Source organism: Pseudomonas sp. AIG, assembly GCF_977020205.1.
Genome location: NZ_CDROCK010000054.1, coordinates 1 through 18,538 on the forward strand (window position 1 = coordinate 1; position 18,538 = coordinate 18,538).

The 18,538-nt window shown below is 60.0% G+C and carries 15 protein-coding genes; 5 read left to right on the top strand and 10 right to left on the bottom strand.

Annotation, left to right across the window (positions count from 1 at the left end; translation table 11 throughout):
• The 7 genes from ACWR1S_RS25110 to ACWR1S_RS25140 all read right to left on the bottom strand — a co-directional run.
• A partial coding sequence (locus tag ACWR1S_RS25110) for an iron-containing alcohol dehydrogenase (protein ID WP_454565371.1) occupies positions 1–376 on the bottom strand: 376 nt, incomplete at its 3' end.
• A 372-nt stretch (positions 377–748) separates the two neighbouring features.
• The gene (locus ACWR1S_RS25115; RefSeq protein ID WP_194935297.1) at positions 749–1,573 is read right to left on the bottom strand and encodes an ABC transporter permease; all 825 of its coding nucleotides are present in this window, start codon (positions 1,571–1,573) and stop codon (positions 749–751) included.
• Positions 1,574–1,585: 12 nt separating this feature from the next.
• Complete coding sequence (locus ACWR1S_RS25120; protein ID WP_454565372.1) at positions 1,586–2,833, bottom strand: ABC transporter permease; 1,248 nt, start codon at positions 2,831–2,833, stop codon at positions 1,586–1,588.
• A gap of 181 nt (positions 2,834–3,014) precedes the next feature.
• Positions 3,015–4,058: an ABC transporter substrate-binding protein gene (locus tag ACWR1S_RS25125; RefSeq protein WP_016983607.1), complete on the bottom strand. Its 1,044-nt coding sequence runs from the start codon at positions 4,056–4,058 to the stop codon at positions 3,015–3,017.
• 58 nt (positions 4,059–4,116) lie between these two features.
• Positions 4,117–5,244: an ABC transporter ATP-binding protein gene (locus ACWR1S_RS25130; protein WP_454565373.1), complete on the bottom strand. Its 1,128-nt coding sequence runs from the start codon at positions 5,242–5,244 to the stop codon at positions 4,117–4,119.
• A gap of 351 nt (positions 5,245–5,595) precedes the next feature.
• Positions 5,596–6,225, bottom strand: coding sequence for a response regulator (locus ACWR1S_RS25135; RefSeq protein ID WP_008085218.1), 630 nt, complete (start codon positions 6,223–6,225; stop codon positions 5,596–5,598).
• Between the two features lie 127 nt (positions 6,226–6,352).
• Positions 6,353–8,749, bottom strand: coding sequence for a PAS domain-containing sensor histidine kinase (locus ACWR1S_RS25140; RefSeq protein ID WP_454565374.1), 2,397 nt, complete (start codon positions 8,747–8,749; stop codon positions 6,353–6,355).
• Between the two features lie 73 nt (positions 8,750–8,822).
• Here ACWR1S_RS25140 and ACWR1S_RS25145 point away from each other — a divergent pair, with 73 nt between their 5' ends.
• Positions 8,823–9,806, top strand: a complete 984-nt coding sequence (locus tag ACWR1S_RS25145) for an alpha/beta hydrolase family protein (protein ID WP_454565375.1) — start codon at positions 8,823–8,825, stop codon at positions 9,804–9,806.
• Positions 9,807–9,929: 123 nt separating this feature from the next.
• Here the strand turns inward: ACWR1S_RS25145 and ACWR1S_RS25150 are convergent, their stop codons facing one another.
• The 3 genes from ACWR1S_RS25150 to ACWR1S_RS25160 are packed head-to-tail and all read right to left on the bottom strand — an operon-like array spanning position 9,930 to position 12,386.
• Entirely contained in the window at positions 9,930–10,697 is a 768-nt protein-coding gene (locus ACWR1S_RS25150) for a TerB family tellurite resistance protein (protein ID WP_454565376.1), read from the bottom strand.
• Between the two features lies 1 nt (position 10,698).
• Positions 10,699–11,370: an N-acetylmuramate alpha-1-phosphate uridylyltransferase MurU gene (gene murU / locus ACWR1S_RS25155; protein WP_454565377.1), complete on the bottom strand. Its 672-nt coding sequence runs from the start codon at positions 11,368–11,370 to the stop codon at positions 10,699–10,701.
• Positions 11,367–12,386 (bottom strand): aminoglycoside phosphotransferase family protein, encoded by a 1,020-nt coding sequence (locus ACWR1S_RS25160; RefSeq protein ID WP_454565378.1) that lies wholly within the window; start codon positions 12,384–12,386, stop codon positions 11,367–11,369. Before ACWR1S_RS25160 ends, murU begins: the two co-directional genes overlap by 4 nt.
• Before the next feature lie 130 nt (positions 12,387–12,516).
• On the opposite strand from ACWR1S_RS25160, the gene ACWR1S_RS25165 reads away from it, so the two are divergent.
• From ACWR1S_RS25165 to rsmA, 4 genes are read left to right on the top strand one after another with little or no spacing between them, the layout of a single operon-like run.
• Positions 12,517–15,330: an LPS-assembly protein LptD gene (locus ACWR1S_RS25165; protein WP_454565379.1), complete on the top strand. Its 2,814-nt coding sequence runs from the start codon at positions 12,517–12,519 to the stop codon at positions 15,328–15,330.
• Entirely contained in the window at positions 15,305–16,627 is a 1,323-nt protein-coding gene (gene surA / locus ACWR1S_RS25170; protein ID WP_454565380.1) for a peptidylprolyl isomerase SurA, read from the top strand. The genes ACWR1S_RS25165 and surA overlap by 26 nt, the downstream gene beginning before the upstream one ends.
• The gene (gene pdxA / locus ACWR1S_RS25175; RefSeq protein ID WP_454565381.1) at positions 16,624–17,613 is read left to right on the top strand and encodes a 4-hydroxythreonine-4-phosphate dehydrogenase PdxA; all 990 of its coding nucleotides are present in this window, start codon (positions 16,624–16,626) and stop codon (positions 17,611–17,613) included. The genes surA and pdxA overlap by 4 nt, the downstream gene beginning before the upstream one ends.
• Positions 17,610–18,428 carry a 16S rRNA (adenine(1518)-N(6)/adenine(1519)-N(6))-dimethyltransferase RsmA gene (gene rsmA / locus ACWR1S_RS25180; protein ID WP_102900136.1) on the top strand — a complete coding sequence of 273 codons (819 nt, stop codon included), beginning with the start codon at positions 17,610–17,612 and terminating at the stop codon, positions 18,426–18,428. The genes pdxA and rsmA overlap by 4 nt, the downstream gene beginning before the upstream one ends.
• Positions 18,429–18,538 lie beyond the last annotated feature (110 nt).

The window sequence follows — 18,538 nt, forward strand, 5'->3', positions numbered from 1 at the left end:
GCGGCACTTGATCGACGCCGAACAGATCTTCCAGCGCGCCGTGGTAACCGGCATAGGCCGCGACACTTTTGGCGATGTCGATGGCACTGCCGCCACCGAGGCCGATCAAGCCGTCATGTCCGCCCTCGCGGTAAACGCGCATGCAGTCTTCGACGATGGCGATTTCCGGATCGGGCAGAACGCGGTCGAAAATCTCGTAGTCGCGCCCACCGAGCTGCACCAGCGCCAGCTCGACCGTACCGGATTTGACCAGCGCGGCGTCAGTGACGATCAAGGGGTTGTCGATGTCGAGGCGGGTGAGCTCGGCGGCCAGTTGCTCGATGGCTCCGGCGCCGGTGATCAGTTTGTGAGCGATTTTGAACTGGGACAGACTCATCGTGCGCAGCCTCTTATAGATGTGGGAGCTGGGCACAAGATTAGCTGGGGATTTGGGGTTGTCTGTTATTCAGGTGGTGAATGGTTGATCGGTTAGAAAATCAAGAGCCCCTCACCCTAGCCCTCTCCCGGAGGGAGAGGGGACTGATCGAGGTGAATGTGAGAGGTACACCGACTTGAGATACCGAGTCGAACTCAGATTTTGAAAAGCACAACGATCTGCTCCCTTTCCCACCGAAGGTAAAAAGACTGACCGAGGTGGATGGGAGAAAGTCGAACTCAGATTCTGAACAGCACGAATATCTGCTCCCTTTCCCCCTCGCCCCCCTGGGGGAGAGGGCTGGGGTGAGGGGGTAAGCTTTTGATCTGGCCCTTAAACCTGAGCAGTCCGCAGTTTTTCGCTGCGGCCACGTAGCCATTCCAGGGTCAGCAGCAGGATGACCGAGAACGCAATCAACAAAGTAGCAGCGGCGGCGATGGTCGGGCTAAGGTTCTCCCTAATCCCGCTAAACATCTGCCGAGGCAACGTCGCCTGCTCAGGTCCGGCAAGAAACAGCGTCACCACCACCTCATCAAACGAAGTCGCAAACGCAAACAGCGCCCCCGAAATCACTCCCGGCGCAATCAGCGGCAGGGTCACCCGACGGAACGCCGTCAGCGGTGAAGCCCCCAAACTCGCCGCAGCACGCACCAGGTTATGGTTAAACCCCTGCAACGTCGCCGACACGGTGATGATCACAAACGGCACACCCAACACCGCATGCACGACGATCAGCGAGAAGAAACTGTTGCCCAACCCCAACGGGGCGAAGAACAGATAACTCGCCACACCAATGATCACCACCGGCACCACCATCGGCGAAATCACCAACGCCATCACCAAAGACTTACCGGGAAAGTCACCGCGAGTCAGGCCAATCGCCGCCAGCGTGCCGAAGACCATTGCCAGCACTGTCGCGGCCGGGGCGACGATGATGCTGTTCTTCAGGGCGCGCATCCATTCCGCCGAGGCGAAGAAATCCTGATACCAGTGCAACGAAAAACCCTGCAGCGGATAGACCAGAAAACTCCCCGAATTGAACGACAGCGGAATAATCACCAGCACCGGCAGAATCAGGAACAACAGAATCAGGCCGCAAAGGATCCGCAGGCTGTAGAACCACACCCGTTCAATGGGCGACATGTAAGGACTCAGCATCTCGAATTCCCCTTAGCTCAGGCGCAGGCGACTGGCGCCGACCAGCCAGCTGTAAATCAGATAAAGCACCACGGTCGCCAGCAGCAACAGCCCGCCCAGGGCGGTGGCCATGCCCCAGTTGATGCTGGTGTTGGTGTAGAAGGCGACGAAGTAGCTGACCATTTGATCGTTCGGGCTGCCGAGCAGCGCCGGGGTGATGTAGTAGCCGATGGCGAGGATGAACACCAACAGGCATCCGGCGCCGACACCGGCGTAGGTCTGCGGGAAGTACACCCGCCAGAAACTGGCGAACGGATGGCAGCCGAGGGAAATCGCCGCGCGCATGTAGGTCGGCGAGATGCCTTTCATCACGCTGTAGATCGGCAGGATCATGAACGGGAGCAGGATGTGCACCATCGAGATGTACACGCCGGTGCGGTTGAACACCAGTTCCAGCGGCTTATCGATGATGCCCATCGCCATCAGGCCACTGTTGATCAGACCACCCGATTGCAGCAGCACAATCCATGCGGCGACGCGCACCAGAATCGAGGTCCAGAACGGCAGCAGCACCAGAATCATCAGCAAGTTGCTTTGCCGCGAAGGCAGATTGGCCAGCAGGTAAGCCAATGGATAGGCGAGCAGCAGGCAGATCACCGTGATGATCAGGCCCATCCAGAAGGTGCGGGCAAAGATGTCGAGGTAAATCGCCTGATCCGGGGTGGCCGGGGCGATTTCGCCGAGGTCGTCGATACGGTGATCGACCGCTGCCAGCAAGTAGTACGGGGTGATGCTGCTGGTGTTGCGTTTGACCGCTTGCCAGTAGGCCGGGTCGCCCCAACGTTCGTCGAGCGCTTCCAGCGCTTCTTTATAAGAGGCCGGTTCGCTGGCGAAGGGCAGCGCCCGGGCGGTTTTGGTCAGCAGGCTGCGATAGCCGGCCAACTCCATGTTCAAGCGCTTGGACAAATCGCCCAGTGTCTGGTTTTTGCGCGCTTCGGCGAGGTCTTCGCCGGCGGCTTTGTAGACCGGTTCAGCGGGCAGGCCGCGGCCGTCCCAACTGGCGATGGCCGCCACGGTGCGCGGCATGCCGCCGACCACTTCGGGGTTGCCGACGCTTTTGTAGAGCAGCGCCACGATCGGCACCAGAAACACCAGCAACAGAAACAGCACCAGCGGCGCGATCAGCGCTTGAGCCTTCCAGCGGTTGACCCGCTCGGCGCGCTTGAGCTTCTGCTTCAAGGTGGGGCTGTTGCCCTCGTTCAGGGGAACGGCGATGGCCATGACGTACTCCGCAAATCTTTGATCGTTACAGAGGTGGCGAACCACCTCGATCGATTGATGCACACAGATCCAAATGTGGGAGCGAGCTTGCTCGCGAAGGCGGCGCATCAGTCGACATCAGTGTTGAATGGACTGGCGCTTTCGCGAGCAAGCTCGCTCCCACAAGAGAGCGAGCCCTCGGTTATTTCGCCGCCCAGGAGTTGAAGCGCTGTTCCAGTTGCTCGCCGTTGTCAGCCCAGAAGCTGACGTCGATCTGCACTTGGTTGGCGATGTTTTCCGGGGTGGTCGGCATGTCTTTCAGGACATCCTTGGCCAGCAGCGGCACAGCCTGGGTATTGGCCGGGCCATAGGCGATGTTTTCCGAGTAGGTCTTCTGCTGCTGTGGCTGTACCGAGTAGGCGATGAATTTCTTCGCCGCTTCCGCACGCTTGGCGTCCAGACCTTTCGGGATGGCCCACGCGTCGAAGTCGTAGATGCCGCCGTTCCACACCACTTTCAGGTTGGATTCTTTCTGCACGGCAGCGATGCGACCGTTGTAGGCCGAGCTCATCACCACGTCACCGGAAGCGAGGTATTGCGGCGGTTGTGCGCCGGCTTCCCACCACTGGATGTTCGGTTTCAGCTCATCGAGCTTCTTGAACGCACGGTCCTGACCGCCCTTGCTCGCCAGTTCCTTGTAGACGTCTTTCGGCGCCACACCGTCGGCCATCAGCGCGAATTCGAGGGTGTACTTGGCGCCCTTACGCAGACCACGCTTGCCCGGGAATTTCTTGGTGTCCCAGAAATCCGCCCAACTGGTCGGTGCGGTTTTCAGCTTGTCGGCGTTGTAAGCGAGTACGGTCGACCACACGAAGAAGCCCACGCCGCACGGCTGAATCGCGCCTTTGACGTAATCTTCGGTTTTGCCGAACAGCGCCGGGTCGAGTTGTTCGAACATGTCTTCGTCGCAACCACGGGACAGCTCTGGCGATTCAACTTCCACCAGGTCCCACGACACGCTTTTGGTGTCGACCATGGCTTTGACCTTGGCCATTTCGCCGTTGTACTCGCCAGCGACGATCTTGCCGTTGCCCGCCGCTTCCCATGGTGCGTAGAAGGCTTTGACTTGCGCCGCCTTGTTCGCCCCGCCAAACGACACCACGGTCAAATCCGGGCCAGCGGCCATTGCGCTGGCCGCACCCATCAGGCCCAGGGTCAGGGCGGTGAACTTCAGGGATCTCAACATTTATTGTTCTCTCCACGTGCAGGGTTGGTGTTGGTATTGCCGGGGCGATTAATGCGCCTCAGGGGACGCTCTCACTTAGTGGGTCGAGCGCGCGAACATGCTCGACCTGCCAGCCAAGCGGAACCACGTCACCGACGGCGAGCGCTGGATCGAGCTCGGCAATCGGTTGTTTCACGAAGAAGTCGGTCTTGCCGCAGACTTCCAGGCGTACCCGGACGTGGTCGCCCAGATAGATGAATTCCGCCACCCTCCCTGAGAAGCGGTTAACGCATTGATCGCTCGAACCGTTGAGGCTGACGCGCTCCGGACGGATCGACAGGGTCACCGGTTCGCCGGTCTGACCGACGTTGACCGCCAGCGCCTCGACCTTTTCGCCACGGCCCAACTCGACCACGCAGCGCTCGCCGCTCTGGCTGACCAAGCGGCCGTTGAGGCGGTTGTTCTCGCCGATAAAGTTGGCGACAAAGGTATTTTTCGGCTCTTCGTAGAGCGTGCGCGGTGGGGCGATCTGCTGGATCTCGCCTTGATGGAACACCGCGACGCGGTCGGACATGGTCAGCGCTTCGCCCTGATCGTGGGTCACGTAGACCACGGTCACGCCGAGCCGCTGGTGCAGGTGTTTGATTTCCATCTGCATGTGTTCACGCAGTTGTTTGTCGAGGGCGCCGAGCGGTTCATCCATCAGCACCAGTTGCGGTTCGAACACCAGCGCGCGAGCCAACGCCACACGTTGCTGCTGACCACCGGACAACTGCGCCGGATAGCGCGAGGCGAATGCGTCGAGCTGAACCATGCTGAGGACTTTCTTCACGCGGTCACTCACATCGCTTTTGTTCAGGCCACGGACGGTCAGCGGGAACGCGAGGTTTTCCGCCACGGTCATGTGCGGGAACAACGCGTAGTTCTGGAACACCATGCCGATGTCGCGCTTGTGCGGCGGCACGTTGTTGATCGAGCGCCCGGCCAGCAGAATCTCGCCAGCGGTCGGTGTTTCGAAACCGGCGAGCATCATCAGGCTGGTGGTCTTGCCGGAACCGGAAGGCCCGAGCAGGGTGAGGAATTCGCCTTTGCGAATGTCGAGGTTGAGGTCTTTGACGATCAGGTTCTCGCCGTCGTAGCTCTTCTGCACTCCACGAAAGCTGACCAGCACATCACTGGCCCCTGCGTTTGTATCGACCTGGCTCATACCCACACCTTTGTTGTTGATGACTGCTTGTGGGTTAAGCCTAGTGGCTGCTGACAACCACGCAAATCGGGGCGCAGGAGAGAATCGCCTCAGCCGGATGGAAGGTTGGGGGTAGGGATTGCCCTACAAGGATGGCGCTAATGGATAAAGCAGTGACAAGGATTGAGCTGCAAGCTGCAAGAACAAGCAAAAGCGCCTGTCGCTTATGGATATGCCCGAAATTTCCGGCGCTATGGAGATCCCCTGTAGGAGTGAGCCTGCTCGCGATAGCGGTGGATCAGTCACTGCAGTGTTGACTGAGAGAAAGCTATCGCGAGCAGGCTCACTCCTACATTTTGATCGCGGTGACTGTTAGAGGAGTTTGTGCTCCATCGCGTATTTGACCAGTTCGGCCAGCGAGGTGATGTTGAGCTTCTGCATCAGCCGCGCCTTGTGGGTGCTGATGGTCTTGCTGCTCAGGGCCAGTTGCTGGGCGATGTCATTGACGTTGGCGCCTTGGGCCAGACGTTCGAACACCGAGAACTCGCGTTCGGACAGTAGAGAGTGCAGCGGCCGCGCATCGGTCAGGCCGACTTCGAAGACCATGCGATCCGCCAGATCCGGATCGATATAGCGCCCACCCGCCGCGACTTTGCGGATCGCCGTGAGCAACAGCGCCGGATCACTGTCCTTGGTCGCATACCCCGCTGCGCCAACCTTCAGTGCTCGTGCAGCCATCTGCGCTTCGTCGTGCATCGACAGCACCAGAATCGCTGGCGGGTTGTTCAGCGCACGGATGCGCGGGATCGCTTCAAGTCCGTTGACGCCGGGCATGGAGATGTCGAGCAGCACCACTTCGCACGGAACATGGCGCAGCGTCTCCAGCAGTTGCTCGCCATTGCTCGCCTCGCCCACCACTTGCAGATCCTTGGCCAGGCCAATCAATTGCTTGATGCCCTCGCGGACGATGGTGTGGTCTTCGGCTACCAGTACACGGATCACGTTTCTCTCCATTGTTCGAATTCAACGTCAGCATCATTCGCGAGCAAGCTCGCTCCCACATTGGAATGCATTTCCCTGTGGGAGCGAGCTTGCTCGCGAAGAGGCCGGCGTCGACACCGCAAAAAACTCAAACCTCACTCACCGGCACCCTCACCACCAGACTGGTGCCCTCCCCCGGCTCACTCTCCAGCACCAACCGCCCGCCCATGATCAGCACCCGCTCACGCATGCCCACCAGCCCAAACGAAGTCGGCCGACCCGTAGCGGGGGCAAATCCTACGCCATCATCACTGACCGTCAGGCACAATTCGTCGCCTTCCAGCGCCAACGTCAGTTCCACAGTATGCGCCTGGGCATGGCGCATCACATTGGTCAGCGCCTCCTGCAAAATCCGAAACAACCCAATCGCCTTGGCATCACTGATCGCTGGCAGATTGTCCGGCACCTGCACCAGACACGGAATCTGCGTGCGCGCCTCGAACCGTCGTGCCTGCCACTCGATCGCCGAAGCAATCCCGGCATCGAGAATCGGCGGACGCAGCGCCGTCGCCACATCACGCACCAACTGGAATAACTGGGCGATCAGGCGCTTCATGCTGTTCAGCCGTTCGTTCAGACCGGGGTCGAGTTGCGCGTAGGCCAATTCGCACATCGATGTCTCCAGTTTCAGCACCGTGAGCATCTGCCCCAATTCATCGTGCACCTCGCGGGCAATGCGCGCCTTCTCTTCTTCACGCACGCTCTCAAGGTGCGCCGACAGTTCGCGCAGTTGCTCACGAGAGGCCGCCAGTTCCAGCTCGATACGCTTGCTCTCGGTGATGTCCCAGACGATGCCATCCCAGACGTAAGCGCCATCCTCCAGTTGCCGGGTGATGGCCTTGATCTCGGCCCAGCGCTGCTGGCCTTGACGCGTGAGAATTCTTCCCTGCCACGACCAGTCGCTGTCAGTGTCCAGCGCCTGATCCTGGGTGCGGTGATAACTGGCCTTGTCGTCGGGGTGCACCAGGCTGCGCAGACCCATGTCGCGATGCGCGAGAGTGGCCGGGGCATAACCGACCAGACTTTCGCTGCCCTCGCTGATGTAGGCAAAGTCGATCTGCCCGGTCACCGGCGCCCGCTCCAGACGGAACACCAGCCCCGGCACGTTGGCCGCAATGCCTTGCAGACGCGCCTCGCTTTCCTGCAACGCCGCCAGTGCACGGCGGCGCTCGGTGACATCGGTGAGATAAACCACCAGGTATTCGCTGTCGCGAAAACGCAGAAAACTCAGCGACACGTCCGCTGGCAAGACACTGCCATCGGCGCGCACGCAACTGGTTTCGAAACTCAGCGGCCCTTCTTCGCTGGCCCGCGCACGCTTCCAAAGATTGAGCCAGCGATCCATGTGCAGCCCCGGTTCGAAGTCGATCAATGGCCGTTCGATCAGTCCGCCGGAGGGATACCCGAGCATGTTTTCCGCCGCGCGGTTGGCGTAGCGCACATGGCTGTCCCAGTTGACCCAGAGGATGCCGACGGTGCTTTGATCAATAGAGAACTGCGTCAAGCGCAGCGCTTCTTCGCTGGCCGCGCGCAAGGCGATGTCTTCCCGGGCGGCCAGCAGTCGCTGCTCAAGGCTGTGCTGTTGGCGGCGCTGCCAGAACACGATCGCGACACAACTGAGCAGCATCACCGCAAACAACAGACTGAGGTTCTGCCAGAAGCCCGGTGATTCCGACAGTCGCGGGTATTTCGGTTGCAGCCATTGGTTGTGCAGTTGCTCCAGATCTTTGGCCGGGATCGCGCGCAAGGCGCTTTGCACCATGCCGGCCAGCTCTGGCCAATCGCGGCGCGAGCCGACCCGCAGCAGTTGCGGCAGGCCGATATCACCGACCACCACCAGTTCGGCGAATTCCGGCTCTACCGACAACCGTCCGAGTTGTGCCTCGTCGATCACGGCGTAGGCGGCCTGCTGACTCAACAGCAACTGCAAGGCCTGACGCTCCAGCGGCACGCCTTGCAAGTTCAGATGTGGATAGTTGCCGCGCAGATAGTCAGCGGTGCTGCTGGGCATACGCACGGCGACGCGGACCTGGCTATCGAGTTTTTCCAGATCGACCACACCACTGGCCTTCTGGTCACTGACTACCAGTTGCGGCACACGCATGTAAGGGTCGGAAAACTGCCATAGACGCAGGGCACTCGGCGTCTGGCTCAGGCCCGGAGCGATATCGATCTCGCCCTCGCGCACGGCGGTTTCCAGTTGTGCGAGATCCTGAAAGTTGCGCCAGCTCAGCTCGACATTCAGCGCCTTGGCCAGCAACTTCATCAGCTCGACGTTAGCCCCGGACAACCGTTGCAAGCGCCGATCATATTGCGCATAGGGCGCTTGCAGCACCAGACCGACGCGCAGTTCATTGTGTTGCGCCAGCCATTGCTGTTGGCTCGCCGACAACTGTGCGAGATGAGACGGCGGCGCAGGCGCCGCCCAGCCCATCAAGGGAAACCACAAACAGCCGATAACCCACAGGCAGCAAAATCGCTTCATTGAAGTCTCATACACTGACAAATTCTGACCAACCCATTAGGCTGCCGGGATACTTTCTGGCCTGGAATAACCGATGCCCTCTGTTTACCGCCTGGCAATGCCAGCATTGTGCCTGTCGCTGCTCCTGCCCTGTGCGTTTTCCGTCAGCGCCGCCGATCCCACTCCTGCGGCGGAAAAACCGGCAGAAGAACAACCGGCCGAACGCCAGCCACTGCTTGAGCGTAGTCAGGAAGAGGCCGCTGCACTGGAACGTAAAGTCCCGACGCAAGAACAGCAACAGTTGCAGGCCGGCAGCGACACCTTCCTCGCCCTGTGGAAACCGGCCAACACCGCCGAACCGAAAGGCGCGGTGATCATCATCCCCGGTGCCGGCGAAACCGCCGACTGGCCGCAGGCAATCGGCCCGCTGCGGCGCAAATTGCCGGATGCAAAGTGGAGCAGCCTGAGTATCACGCTGCCCGACCTGCAAAGCGACGCCATTGCACCGCGTGTGGTCGAGGCGCCTGCTGTGCCGAAAGCCCCGGAGTCCGGCAGCAAGGACGCCACCACCGCGCAGCCGATCGAGCAAGCCGCCGGCGGTGAAGCCGAGGTGGCGGATCAAGTGGTCGCCGAAACCACGGAAGAGCAATCCAAGGCTGACGCCGAACGAATCTTCGCGCGCATCGACGCCGCGATTGCCTACGCCGAACAGCAGAGCGCGCGCAGCATTGTCGTGCTTGGGCACGGCACCGGTGCTTATTGGGCTGCGCGTTATCTAAGCGAAAAACAAACGGCGCAGGTGGAAAAATTCGTCATGGTCGATGCGCAGATGCCAGCCAAGGCCAAACCGCCCCTGGCCGAACTGACGCCAACGCTGAAGCTGCCGACGGCGGATATTTTCTACATGGACAAGCCGCTGGATCGCAATGCCGCGCTGGAACGCATGCAGGCGAGCAAGCGTTTGAAGACCTCGGCGTTCAGTCAGGTCGCGCTCAAGGCTTTGCCGGATAACAAGGCTGAACAGGAACAGTTGTTCCGCCGGGTACGCGGCTGGCTGAATCCGCAGAACACGGACTGATCGGTAAACCGCGTCGCCCCCTTCGCGAGCCGGCTCGCTCCCACATTGGATCTGCGTACACAGTCCATTGTGGGAGCGAGCTTGCTCGCGAAGGGGCCAGCGCAGTCACTACACCTCTAACGACTAGCGAAAATCCCGCCGCTCACGAATCAATGTGTAGGCATTGTGCAGTTCGCGCGTGCGCTCGGTCGCTTCACGCACCTGCGCTGGCGTCGCCCCCGTGCCGGCAATCTTGTCCGGATGATGACGACTGAGCAGGCGCCGATAGGCTCGCTTGATCTGTGCCGGCTCACTGGACGCCGACACACCCAATAACCGCATCGCCTCCTGATAGCTCACCGCAGCACTGACGATCGGCCGTTTGCCCGGTTCGTAATCACTGGCCAGCGCCTGTACCTGATGCGTTGTCCAGCCTAGCCATTTACCCCACTGTGCCAACAATTCCCGCTCGCTGACGCCCGCACGACCATCGGCCCAAACCATCCGCCAACACGCCCGCAATACACCCTCGGCCGCATGAGGCTGCGCGCTCAGGCGCCGCAGATAACCGCGCAGGTTGTCATTTTCAGACTTGCCACGGTTGAATGCTGCGATGGCGCGGCGCGTTGCCGGCTCGCTCATCTCCAGCGCGCGCATCTCGTTGCGCGCCTGCTGTATATGCCCGTCGGTGACTCGACCGTCACTCTTGGCCAGACGTCCGAGCAACACAAACAACAGTTCGTCGTTACGCAGCATCGGCCGACCGCCGAGTTTTTCCCGCAGATGCCCAAAGCTTTGCAGGTTCAGACGCCGATCCAGCGCCTGCCCCAACAATGCCCCAAGCATGGCCCCCGGAATGCTGGCGATCGCAAAACCCGCTCCGGCTCCAATCAGAGTCCCTGGCCACAACATGTCAGCGACTCGCTTCTATCAATGCTTCAGCTTCGGCCAGACGTTCGTGCGTGCCGACGTCCACCCAGTGACCTTTCAGACGCTCGCCCGTGACTTCGCCAGCCGCCATGGCGTTGCGCAACAGCGGCGCCAGTTTGAAAGCGCCATCTGCACAGCCGTCGAACAACTGTGGATGCAGCACGGCGATGCCGCTGTAGGTCAGGGTCGCAGCGTCCGGCTGAGCGTCGTGTACCTTGCCATCAACCAGAGTGAAATCTCCGTGCGGGTGATGCGCCGGGTTGTCCGCCAGCACCAGATGCGCCAGACCGGTGATCGGCTGGTGCAACACGCTGAAGTCGTAATCGGTCCAGATATCACCGTTGACCACCAGAAACGCATCATCGCCAAGTAACGGCAGCGCACGGAAAATCCCGCCGCCGGTTTCCAGTGGCTCCCCTTCCGGCGAGTACTGAATGCTCACGCCAAACTGCGCACCGTCACCCAGATAATCCTCGATCTGCTGACCGAGCCAGGCGTGGTTGATCACGATCTCGTTGAATCCTGCAGCCGCCAGGGCGCGCAGGTGATACTCGATCAATGGCACGCCACCGGCTCGTACCAGCGGTTTCGGCGTGGTCAGGGTCAACGGACGCATGCGCTCGCCTTTGCCTGCCGCCAGAATCATTGCCTTCATGCTGTTGCTCCACCCCGCAGGCTGGTGAACAGCGCTTGCAGTTCTGCCAGTTCGGGACGACGCGCAATCACCGCTTCTATATAAGAGAAGAAACGCGGTACGTCGGCCAGATAACGCGGCTTGCCATCACGATGACAAATGCGCGCGAAGATGCCGATGACTTTCAGGTGGCGCTGCACGCCCATCAGGTCGCTGGCACGCAGGAAGTCTTCGAAGTCCGGCTGCACCGGGATGTTCAGTGCCGAGGCTTGCTGCCAGTAGCTTTGCAGCCAGCCACGCACACGCTCCTCAGGCCAGCTGAGAAAGGCATCCTTGAACAGGCAGGTCACGTCGTAGGTCACCGGGCCGTAGACCGCATCCTGGAAATCCAGCACGCCGGGGTTCGGCTCGCTGAGCATCAGGTTGCGTGGCATGTAGTCGCGGTGCACCAGCACTTTTGGCTGGGCGAGCGCACTGTCGATCAGCAGATCGCTGACCTGCTGCCACTGTTGTTGTTGGGTCGAGTCGAATTCGACGCCAAGTTCGCGCTTCACATACCATTCGGGGAACAGTTCCAGTTCACGACGCAGCAAGGCAACGTCGTAGCTTGGCAGCGGCGCGACCATCGGCAACTGCTGAAAAGCCAGTAGCGCTTGCAGGGCATCGTTGAATAATTGATCGGCATTTTCGCCATCGATCACGTCGAGATAGGTCTTGTTGCCCAGGTCATTGAGCAAAAGAAATCCGCGTTCGAGGTCTTCAGCATAAATTTTCGGCACATTTATTCCGGATTTCGCCAGCAAAAAAGCGATATCCACGAACGGTTTGCAGTTTTCCTGGGGGGGCGGAGCGTCCATGACGACAAAGCTTTTGCCCGCGCCTTCCCAACGGAAGTAACGGCGAAAACTCGCGTCGCTGCTGGCCGCGGTCAACGTGGCCGGGGGCACGGTGCCCCAGCCCTGATCTGCAAACAGCTTTGCCAACTGCTCATCGAGCCAAACTTTCAGGTGTTGCAAGCGTACATCTTGGTCAGGCATTGCAAGGGTCTCCGACGGCGCTAGCCGTCAAGCGGGTCATGCTTTATTATCCAGCATCTTTTTCAGACCATCGAGAGGCGTGCGGCCCACACCGCGGGCAGATGGCACGCAGGAAGCCCGGACTAATAAGATGGCATTGAAATCCCCCGCGTTTCGTAAAAAATTTCCGTTGTTGGTAACCGGCAGTCTGCTGGCTATGCAACCTCTGGCCAGTCAATTCGTTGTTGCCGCCGAGCAGTATGACTGCTCCGTCTCGGCTTCGGGTGGTTGGGCCTGTGCGCCCAAATCAACCGCTGCTGCGTTGCCGCCGCGCCCAGTGCATGACGGCAGTGCCGTCAGCGCCACCGGCGAAGCGGCGAGCGAGAACGGTTCGGTTGCCGACACAGCCCCTAAAACGGCGCTGGTCACCGAAGCCAAGGGCCGCGGTCTGAAATCCCGTAGCGAAGACTTCAGTCACCTCGACTGGGTTCCGCGCGAGAAGCTCACCGCCGCTCAATTGGCCGAGACCGGGCCTTACTGCTCTGGTGCCTATATCGAACCGATTCGTCCTGGCATGAATGACAAGACGAACAAAAGCGATGCTCCGACCTTTATCGGCGCAAAAGCCTCGCGCTATAACACCGATGATCAAGTCGGTACGCTGGCCGGTGATGTTGTCCTGCGTCAGGGCAGCATGCAGGTCGAATCCGACGAGGCCAGCCTGTATCAGGCCGAGAGCCGCGCCGAACTCAACGGCGATGTACGTATCCGCGACAACGGCGCGCTGATCGTTGGCGATCACGCCGACGTCCAACTCGACACCGGTGAAGCCAAGGTCGACAACGCCGAATACGTGATGCACAAATCGCGTATCCGCGGTAACGCGCTGTACGCCAAGCGTGCAGAGAACGCGATCATCCGCTTGAAGGACGGCACGTACACCACGTGCGAACCGAACAGCAATGCCTGGCAGCTCAAGGGCAACAACATCACCTTGAACCCGGCCACCGGTTTCGGTACCGCGACCAACGTGACGTTGCGCGTAAAAGACATTCCGATTCTGTACACGCCGTACATCTACTTCCCGATCGACGACCGCCGTCAGTCGGGCTTCCTGCCGCCAACCATTGGCAGCGGCAGCGATACCGGCTTCATGCTGGTGACGCCTTACTACTTCAACCTGGCACCGAACTACGACGCCACGTTGTACCCGCGTTACATGAGCAAGCGTGGCATGTTGGTGGAAGGTGAGTTCCGTTACCTGACCAAGTCGAGTGAAGGGCAGTTTGGTGCGGCGTATCTGAACGATGACGATACCGAGCGCAGCAAGCAGACCGACTACGAAAAAACCCGCTATATGTACAACTGGCAGCACAAGGGTGGTCTCGACTCCCGTGTGTTTACGCAGGTTGACTACACGAAGATCAGCGATCCGTACTACTTCCAGGATCTGCAGACCGATCAGATTGGCGTGAAGTCCAGCGACTTCGTCAATCAGCAAGGTCTGGTGTCTTACCGTGGTGATTCGTATACCGCCACGTTGAACGCTCAGCAGTATCAGCTCGCGACCGTTTCGAACATCACGCCTTACGGCCGTTTGCCGCAGATCACCTTCAATGGTCAGCTGCCGTATCACCCGGAAGGCCTGAACTTCGATTACGAGACGGAGCTTGTTCGGTTTGATCGTGACTTGAAGACCGGTAATTTCATTGATGAAAACGGTAATTCGTCACCGCGCCTCGATACCAATGTTCAAGGTCTGGCCCGTGCCAACGGCGACCGTCTGAATTTGAAGCCTGGTGTCAGTCTGCCAATGAACTGGACTTACGGCTTCCTCAAGCCATCGCTCAAGTATCAGTACACCCAGTATCAACTGGACCTGGACGGTACTGGCAAGTCTCAAATCGTTGCTCAGCAAAATGCCGCAGCTACGGCAGGTACTGACTACATCGGCGGCAAGTTCGGCAGCAATCAGAACCGCGGCGTACCAATTGCCAGCATCGACAGCGGCCTGTACTTCGACCGCAATACATCCTTCTTTGGCAAGAACTACCGCCAGACACTGGAACCGCGACTGTTCTACCTCTATGTACCTGAGGAGAATCAGGAAGATATTCCAGTATTCGACACCAGCGAATACACCTTCAACTACTCGTCGCTATTCCGTGACAACCGTTTCTCCGGCTCCGACCGCGTCGGCGACGAGAACAAGCTGTCGCTGGGCGTGACCAGCCGCTGGATCGAAGACGACGGCTTCGAGCGTCAACGCATCAGTGTCGGCCAGGCTCTGTACTTCAAGGATCGCGAAGTTCAACTGCCAGGTATCGATGCCAAAACCCGTGACGACGCGAAATCCAACGTTTCGCCATACGCACTGGAATACGAATACCGCTGGAACCGCGATTGGCGCACCACGGCCGACTACAACTGGGACCCGGACAGCCGCAGCCCACGCTCCGGCAGTGCGATGTTCCACTACCAGCCAGAAGACAACCCGAACAAGGTCATCAACGCCGGTTATCGCTATCGCAATGACCAGATTCGCTACGACCAGAACACCGGTAAATGGGCAGTGGGCGGTGGTGACTACGGCACTCCTGGCCAACCTGGCTACGTGAAGGACTACTACAAGATCCAGCAGCATGACTTCTCGGTCATCTGGCCGATCGTTCCACAGTGGAACGCGATCAGCCGCTGGCAGTACGACTACAACCGCAACCGTACGCTGGAAGCCTTCGGTGGTTTCGAGTACGACAACTGCTGCTGGAAACTGCGCCTGATCAACCGTTACTGGGTTTCCTATGACGAGTTCAGCCAGGAAGCTCCGCAAAACGAAAAAGGCGACCATGGCGTCTTCCTCCAAATTGTTCTGAAGGGACTCGGCGGCCTCACCGGCGCCAAGGTAGAGAGCTTCCTCGACAAAGGCATTCAAGGTTATCGTGAACGTGAAGACCAAGCTTTCTGATTGTCTGCGCCCGCTGATGCTGGGCGCGCTGTTCCTGGGTACTGCGGCTAACGCCGCAGTTCAATCCATCGACAAAGTGGTAGCGATCGTCGACAACGACGTGGTCATGCAGAGTCAACTGGACCAGCGCGTCCACGAAGTGCAGCAGACCATCGCCAAGCGTGGCGGTGGCCTGCCACCTCCTGGCGTACTGGATCAACAGGTGCTTGAGCGCCTGATCGTCGAAAACCTGCAACTGCAGATTGGCGACCGCTCCGGTATCCGCATCACCGACGAAGAACTGAACCAGGCCGTCGGCACCATCGCCCAGCGCAACAACATGACGGTTGATCAGTTCCGTGCCGCCCTGGCTCACGACGGTCTGAACTATGACGACGCCCGTGATCAGATCAAGCGTGAAATGATCATCAGCCGTGTGCGTCAGCGTCGTGTGGCAGAGCGCATTCAGGTCTCCGAGCAGGAAGTGAAGAACTTCCTCGCTTCCGACCTCGGCAAAATGCAACTGTCCGAAGAACTGCACCTGGCCAACATCCTGATCCCGACGCCGGAAAGCGCCAACTCTGAAGCGATTCAGAGTGCTGCCCGTCAGGCTATGGAGGTTTACCAGCAACTCAAGCAAGGCGCTGACTTCGGCCAGATGGCCGTTGCCAAGTCCGGCAGCGACAACGCACTGGAAGGCGGCGACATGGGCTGGCGTAAAGCCGCGCAACTGCCACCGCCGTTCGACCGCGAGTTAAGCAGCATGGCCGTTGGCGACATCACGCAACCTGCACGCACGCCGGGGGGTTTCATCATCCTCAAGCTGCTGGCAAAACGTGGTGGCGAAGCGCAGATGCGCGACGAAGTGCATGTACGTCACATTCTGGTTAAGCCGAGCCCGATTCGCGATGAAGCGAAGACCAAGGCACTGGTTCAATCCTTGTACGAGCGCATTCTGGCCGGTGAAGATTTCGCCACTCTGGCGAAAAGCTACTCCGAAGACCCGGGCTCGGCGCTTAACGGCGGCGACCTGAACTGGATCGACCCGAACGCATTGGTACCGGAATTCCGCGAAGTGATGGCCAAGACCCCACAAGGTCAGCTGTCCAAGCCATTCCAGACCCAATACGGCTGGCACGTTCTGGAAGTCCTTGGCCGCCGCGCCACCGACAGCACCGAACAGGCCCGCGAGCAGCAAGCCATGACCGTACTGCGTAACCGCAAATACGACGAAGAGCTGCAAACCTGGCTGCGTCAGATCCGTGACGAAGCGTACGTAGAGATCAAACTCCCTGGTGCAGACCAGGCAGCGCAGTGAAACCCCAGCGTTTCGCGCTGACACCCGGCGAACCAGCCGGCATCGGTCCCGACCTGTGCCTGCTGCTCGCCTCGCAAGCCCAGCCACATCCCCTGATTGCCATCACCAGCCGCGACCTGCTCCTTGAGCGGGCCGCGCAGCTGGGGCTGGCTGTCAACTTGCTGGACGTCGGGCCGGATCACTGGCCGGACGCCCCGGCGCCCGCAGGCAGCCTGTATGTCTGGGATACACCGCTCAGCGCCCCCGTGGTCGCCGGGCAACTGGACAAGGCCAACGCCGCGTTTGTACTCGAGACCCTGACTCGCGCCGGCAACGGCTGCCTCAACGGCGACTTCGCCGGGATGATTACCGCCCCTGTACACAAGGGCGTGATCAACGAGTCGGGCATCGCGTTCTCCGGACACACCGAATTTCTCGCTGACCTGACCCACACCGCACAAGTAGTGATGATGCTTGCCACCCGCGGTTTGCGCGTCGCACTGGTCACCACTCACCTGCCCTTGCGCGAGATCGCCGATGCGATCACGCCGGAACGGCTGGAACGGGTTACACGGATTCTGCACAGCGACCTGCAAAACAAATTCGGCATTGCCCGGCCACGCATCCTGGTCTGCGGACTCAACCCGCACGCCGGTGAAGGCGGCCACCTGGGCCATGAAGAAATCGACATCATTGAACCAACATTAGAGCGCCTGCGCGGCGAGGGCATGGACCTTCGTGGCCCGCTGCCTGCCGACACTCTGTTTACCCCCAAATATCTGGAGCACTGCGACGCAGTGCTGGCGATGTACCACGACCAGGGCTTGCCTGTGCTCAAGTACAAAGGCTTCGGCGCTGCCGTTAACGTGACGCTTGGTCTGCCGATCATCCGCACATCCGTCGACCACGGCACCGCCCTGGATCTGGCCGGTAGCGGCAAGATCGACACCGGCAGCCTGCAAGTCGCCCTGGAAACCGCCTACCAGATGGCCGAGACCCGTTTATGACCGAGCAATACCAACACAAGGCGCGCAAACGCTTTGGCCAGAACTTCCTGCACGATGCCGGCGTTATTGACCGCATCCTGCGCTCCATCAGCGCCAAGTCCGAAGACCGCCTGCTGGAAATCGGCCCGGGCCAGGGCGCGCTGACCGCCGGCCTGCTCAACTCCGGTGCGCAACTCGACGTGGTGGAACTGGACAAGGACCTGATCCCGATCCTCAACCAGCAGTTTGCCGGCAAGAGTAACTTCAACCTGCATCAGGGCGATGCACTGAAGTTCGACTTCAACACCCTGAATGCCGCGCCGAACAGCCTGCGCGTGGTCGGCAACCTGCCGTACAACATCTCCACGCCGCTGATTTTTCACCTGCTGAACAATGCCGGCATCATCCGCGACATGCACTTCATGCTGCAGAAAGAAGTGGTCGAGCGTCTGGCCGCAGGCCCTGGCGGTGGTGACTGGGGTCGTCTGTCGATCATGGTTCAGTACCACTGCCGCGTAGAGCACCTGTTCAACGTCGGCCCGGGCGCGTTCAACCCGCCGCCGAAGGTCGATTCGGCGATCGTCCGTCTGGTGCCGCACGCGGTACTGCCGCACCCGGCCAAGGATCACAAGTTGCTGGAGCGCGTTGTGCGTGAAGCATTCAACCAACGCCGCAAAACCCTGCGCAACACCCTCAAGCAATTGCTCAGCAATGCCGAGATCGAAGCCGCCGGCGTCGATGGCAGCCTGCGCCCTGAGCAACTGGACCTGGCGGCGTTCGTACGCCTGGCCGACCAGCTCGCGATACAGGTCCCGGCCTCCCCTGCCGCCGACTGACAAACGATGAACGCTATCGGGCAGGACGCCACTCTGGTTTACTGCCCGATACTTGCCTAGACTGATTCCCCATCAGCTACGCCCCGCGTTCCGCTTCGTTTAAGGCCTCT

Excerpts from the sequence above, each read along its gene's own strand:
- ACWR1S_RS25115 (WP_194935297.1), bottom strand. The coding sequence starts at position 1,573 with ATGCTGAGTCCTTACATGTCGCCCATTGAACGGGTGTGGTTCTACAGC.
- ACWR1S_RS25120 (WP_454565372.1), bottom strand. The coding sequence starts at position 2,833 with ATGGCCATCGCCGTTCCCCTGAACGAGGGCAACAGCCCCACCTTGAAG.
- ACWR1S_RS25125 (WP_016983607.1), bottom strand. The coding sequence starts at position 4,058 with ATGTTGAGATCCCTGAAGTTCACCGCCCTGACCCTGGGCCTGATGGGT.
- ACWR1S_RS25130 (WP_454565373.1), bottom strand. The coding sequence starts at position 5,244 with ATGAGCCAGGTCGATACAAACGCAGGGGCCAGTGATGTGCTGGTCAGC.
- ACWR1S_RS25140 (WP_454565374.1), bottom strand. The coding sequence starts at position 8,749 with ATGAAGCGATTTTGCTGCCTGTGGGTTATCGGCTGTTTGTGGTTTCCC.
- ACWR1S_RS25145 (WP_454565375.1), top strand. The coding sequence starts at position 8,823 with ATGCCCTCTGTTTACCGCCTGGCAATGCCAGCATTGTGCCTGTCGCTG.
- ACWR1S_RS25150 (WP_454565376.1), bottom strand. The coding sequence starts at position 10,697 with ATGTTGTGGCCAGGGACTCTGATTGGAGCCGGAGCGGGTTTTGCGATC.
- murU (WP_454565377.1), bottom strand. The coding sequence starts at position 11,370 with ATGAAGGCAATGATTCTGGCGGCAGGCAAAGGCGAGCGCATGCGTCCG.
- ACWR1S_RS25160 (WP_454565378.1), bottom strand. The coding sequence starts at position 12,386 with ATGCCTGACCAAGATGTACGCTTGCAACACCTGAAAGTTTGGCTCGAT.
- ACWR1S_RS25165 (WP_454565379.1), top strand. The coding sequence starts at position 12,517 with ATGGCATTGAAATCCCCCGCGTTTCGTAAAAAATTTCCGTTGTTGGTA.
- rsmA (WP_102900136.1), top strand. The coding sequence starts at position 17,610 with ATGACCGAGCAATACCAACACAAGGCGCGCAAACGCTTTGGCCAGAAC.